The sequence below is a fragment of the Mesorhizobium sp. M7A.F.Ca.US.005.03.2.1 genome, assembly GCF_003997795.1.
Lineage (GTDB): Bacteria > Pseudomonadota > Alphaproteobacteria > Rhizobiales > Rhizobiaceae > Mesorhizobium > Mesorhizobium ciceri.
The window spans coordinates 1-1,244 of sequence record NZ_RZRP01001257.1; the positions used below are offsets into that span (position 1 = coordinate 1).

Sequence of the window (1,244 nt, forward strand, 5' to 3'; positions counted from 1 at the left end):
GACCCAGTGATCGCCTTGTCTCTTCCAGGTGGTGACGTCGACCGCTTCCTCGAACTGGCTCATCTGGAAGGCAAGTGTCTTGTCGGCGCCAATGGCAAACGAAGCGCCGTCGAAGATCAGCTCGTCCTGGCCGCCAAGCTGGTTGGCATAGATCATCGGCAGCCCACATTCGATGACCTGGCGGATGACGACCTGGTGGCGGACATCGATCTTGGCGCGATAATAGGGCGAGCCGTTCGGCACCAGCAGGATTTCTGCCCCGCTTTCGGCCAGCGTCTCGCAGATATCGACATCGCCCCAGATGTCCTCGCAGATCGGAATTCCGATGCGCACGCCGCGGAAATTGACCGGCCCCTGGATCTCGGGTCCGGCCTGGAAGACGCGCTTCTCGTCGAACTCGCCGTAGTTCGGCAGATCGAGCTTGTAGCGTTCGGCGATGATCTTGCCGCCGTCGGCGAAGATGATCGAATTGTGCGTGCCGCTCTTGCGCTTCAACGGCGTGCCGATGATGACGCCGGGACCGCCATCCGCGGTGTCGGCGGCAAAGTCCTGTGCCGCCTTTTCGCAGGCTTTCAAAAAGGCCGGCTTCAGCACCAGATCCTCCGGCGGGTAGCCGGCGAGGAAAAGCTCGGTATAGAGCACGAGATCGGCGCCCTGACGTGCGGCATCCGCCCTCGCCTCGCGGGCTTTGGCGAGATTGCCTGATATGTCGCCGACAGTCGGATTGAGCTGGGCGACGGCGATGCGCAGGATGTCGAGCTTCTTGGTCATGCCTGCTGACTTAGCGCGGCAAAATTGCCCGGGCAATGGCGTTCGTTTGGACCAATTCGGAGCAAATGACGAATGTCATTCGTGTCCGGACCGATCGATTCGATCGTGTTGACCGATCGACGAATGCCGATCGTGGCAAGCGACCACGTTTCAGTCGTCGCCCATATATTCGCGCAGCGCTTGCGGCGAATGGTTCTCGCCGATCGACATCGCCAGGACGCGTGAAATATGGCGGCGCGGCAGATGCGTCTCCGCTGCCCATTGATTGATTTGCCTCTGGATCTTGTCCAAATCCTTCTTCGAAGTCGGGCTTTCGGCGATGTCGAGGCCGGCGTCGCGCAACGCCGCGGCCATATCGCCCGAGATGACGAACGCATCCCAACCCAGCCAGCGCAGGAAATACTGGCCCGTGTTGCCGCCCAGCCGGCTGCCATGCTTGCCGAGCCAGGCCATCAGCCCGACCTGGTCATCAT

Annotated in this window: 1 protein-coding gene and 1 pseudogene; both read right to left on the minus strand. The window is 61.3% G+C overall.

The window, feature by feature from the left end; translation table 11 throughout:
- On the minus strand, positions 1 to 771 hold a 771-nt coding region (locus EN991_RS36790), incomplete at its 3' end, for a nitrilase-related carbon-nitrogen hydrolase (protein WP_281058853.1).
- 150 nt (positions 772 to 921) lie between these two features.
- Positions 922 to 1,244: pseudogene (locus EN991_RS36795) on the minus strand (DNA-3-methyladenine glycosylase I); the annotation flags it as partial.